At 68.6% G+C, this 2,634-nt stretch carries 4 protein-coding genes; 1 reads left to right on the top strand and 3 read right to left on the bottom strand.

Going from position 1 to position 2,634, the window contains the following annotated elements; all coding sequences use genetic code 11:
* From QZ378_RS12660 to QZ378_RS12650, 3 genes are all read right to left on the bottom strand, one after another.
* Positions 1-191: sporulation protein YqfD (locus QZ378_RS12660; protein WP_291258527.1), on the bottom strand; the 191-nt coding region annotated here is incomplete at its 3' end.
* 12 nt (positions 192-203) lie between these two features.
* Positions 204-485 carry a YabP/YqfC family sporulation protein gene (locus QZ378_RS12655; protein WP_291258526.1) on the bottom strand — a complete coding sequence of 94 codons (282 nt, stop codon included), beginning with the start codon at positions 483-485 and terminating at the stop codon, positions 204-206.
* A 219-nt stretch (positions 486-704) separates the two neighbouring features.
* Complete coding sequence (locus QZ378_RS12650; RefSeq protein WP_291258525.1) at positions 705-2,123, bottom strand: hypothetical protein; 1,419 nt, start codon at positions 2,121-2,123, stop codon at positions 705-707.
* A 120-nt stretch (positions 2,124-2,243) separates the two neighbouring features.
* Between QZ378_RS12650 and QZ378_RS12645 the strand changes: the two genes are divergently transcribed.
* The coding region (locus QZ378_RS12645; protein WP_291258524.1) for a Mur ligase domain-containing protein at positions 2,244-2,634 on the top strand (391 nt) is incomplete at its 3' end.

Here is a 2,634-nt window from a genome sequence, read left to right as displayed (position 1 = left end):
TCCCCCAGCGCCCGGGCCGGGCCGCTGCCCTGCCGGGTGACGGTGAGGCGGAGGCGGGTGGGCTCCAGCCACTCCACGTTCCAGAACTGGATCCCCTTCTGGGCGCACAGGTTGAGGAGCCGCTCGGGAAAGGCCCCCGTCACCTCCAGCCGGACGCTCCCCCACAGGGCGTTGACCAGCCGCTTCAGCATCGCCCCGCCCCCCTATTCCAGCTCCACGGCCCGGATGGCCCCGGTGATCAGGAGCTGGCTGGCGTTCATGCTCTTCAGCTCCAGCCCTGTCCCCATCACCTTCACCACCAGCTTGCCGCCGGATATGTGGATCTCGTCGTCGCCGTAGGAGAGAATCCCCCTGTGGTTCTCCATCCGCAGCTCCCGGCTGCCCACCAGCTCGATGCGGGGCAGGCCCGCCACCACGTCGCCGGGCAGGTCGAACACCTCCGCCGTCTTTTCCAGCAGGCCCTCCTTTTTTCCGCTCCGATCCATGGCAGTCCCCCCTCGTCCTCCATGCTTATGAGGGAGGGGGGACGATCTTGCCTGTCCCGGGGAAAATGGAGGCAAAGCCGGAGCATTTCTGTAGGGGCGGTCTGCGACCGCCCCTACAGGGCCCGGCAAATTGGCGCTGGGCCTGCCTGCGCGCGTCTCCGGCACGCTCCATAGGGACGGTGTGCCTCTCTGTAGGGCGGGGGCTTGCCCCCGCCGCCCCTACGGGGTTTCCGTGCTCTGCCCCCCGTCCACAAGGGCCAGCAGCTTTTCCCGGGTGTTGTCCTCCGGGTGGGCCAGGATGTGGGCCGCCAGGCGGCGCTGCATGGCGCCGATGGTCTCCCCCTCCAGCCCCAGGGCGGCCAGCTCCCCGCCGGAGATCGCCAGCTCCCGCACTGCCTCCGCCTCCGGGTGGAGCACCCCCCGGCGGAGAGAGCGCTCCACCGGCAGGGAGGTGATGGGGAAGCCGGTGAGGCGGCAGAACGCCCGCCACCGGGGGATGGGGGCGGCGGGCACATCCCGCAGGGGGGACAGGTCGGGACAGTCCGGGCTCCCCCCCAGGTGGGCCAGCAGGCCCAGCCCCAGGGCATCCCTGGCTTTTTCCGGCCGGGGGGAGAGGAGGATCTTCTCCAGCTCCGCCTTGATCCGCTCCCCCGACAGGTGGGCCGCCCGGTTGGCATTGCGCCGGATGGCCGCCAGGGTGCCCTCCTCGATGGAAAACCCCAGCTGGGCGGCGAAGCGCACCGCCCGCAGCATCCGCAGGGCGTCTTCGGCAAAGCGGGTGTCCGGGTCGCCCACGCAGCGGATCAGCCTGCGGAACAGATCCAGCTGTCCGCCGTGCAGGTCGATCACCATGCCGCGCTCATCCAGAGCCATGGCGTTGACGGTGAAGTCCCGCCGGGCCAGATCCTCCGCCAGGGTGGCGTCGAAGTCCACTTCGTCCGGGTGGCGGCCGTCGGCGTAGCCCCCCTCCCTCCGAAAGGTAGTCACCTCCACCGGCCCGTCCTCCGTCAGCACCGTGACCGTGCCGTGCTTCAGGCCTGTGGGCACCGTGCGGGGAAAGAGGGCCATCACCCGCTCCGGCCTGGCGTCGGTGCACACGTCCCAGTCCCCCGGCGTCCGGCCCAGCAGGAGATCCCGCACGCAGCCCCCCACCGGGTAGGCGTAGTAAAGCTTCCGATCCAGGGTCTCCAGGCATTGCCGCACCCCGGCGGGGATGGGCCAGTCCACCGTGGGCAGGCCGCCCTCCAGCCGCTCCACCCGGGGCGGCTCAGAGGCCAGCACATCGGCGATCAGGTTGGTGCCCTTCAGCAGGTAGTGGCGGGTGCCCTCCAGCAGGAGAGTGCTGTTGGCCCGGTACTCCTCCAGCCAGGGGGAGGCATCGCTGACGAAGAAGCACCAGGGCTCCTCCCCCGGCTGGCACCAGCAGTCCTCCCGGTAGGTCTCCTCGCTGACCTGGTAGCTGACCACCGTCCCCCAGATCCAGGTGAGGCGCAGCCGGTGGTCATGACGCCAGTCGTCGTCCTGGAGCATGGTGAACACTAAACCGTCATCCCGGAACTCCGCCTTGTCCAGATCGTACATCCTCTCTGTCCGCGGGTGGGGCGTCCACCGCACGAAGGAGCCGTCCTTTCCCATCATTTTCTCCGCCTCCCGGCTCTTTTTGGTATTTTGTGCTTGCCATTCGCCTATAATGGTATATAATATAATACCTGCAATTCCTCCTGCATTATAATCTACTGTGAAGGGTGTGTAAACCCCATGGCAAGCGCCGACATTCACGATTACATCGCCCCCGGCCGCCGGGCCCACCTGGTGGGCATCGGCGGGGTGTCCATGTCCCCCCTGGCCGAGGTGCTCCACAAGGCGGGCATGGTGATCACCGGCTCCGACATGCGCAACAGCGCCACGGTGGAGCACCTGCGCTCCCTGGGCATCCCCGTGGCCATCGGCCACCGGGCGGAGAACATCCAGGGGGCGGAGCTGGTGATCCGCACCGCCGCCGTCCACGACTCCAACCCCGAGATCGCCGCCGCCCACGCCCAGGGCATCCCCGTCTTTGAGCGGGCCCAGGCCTGGGGCTCCATCATGCGGGGGTACAAGAACGCCCTGTGCATCTCGGGCACCCACGGCAAGACCACCACCACCTCCA

It is taken from the genome of Flavonifractor sp. (assembly GCF_019422385.1).
Lineage (GTDB): Bacteria > Bacillota > Clostridia > Oscillospirales > Oscillospiraceae > Flavonifractor > Flavonifractor avistercoris.
The sequence above is the reverse complement of the archived record's forward strand: the minus strand, read 5'-3'. Positions and strand labels throughout refer to the sequence as shown.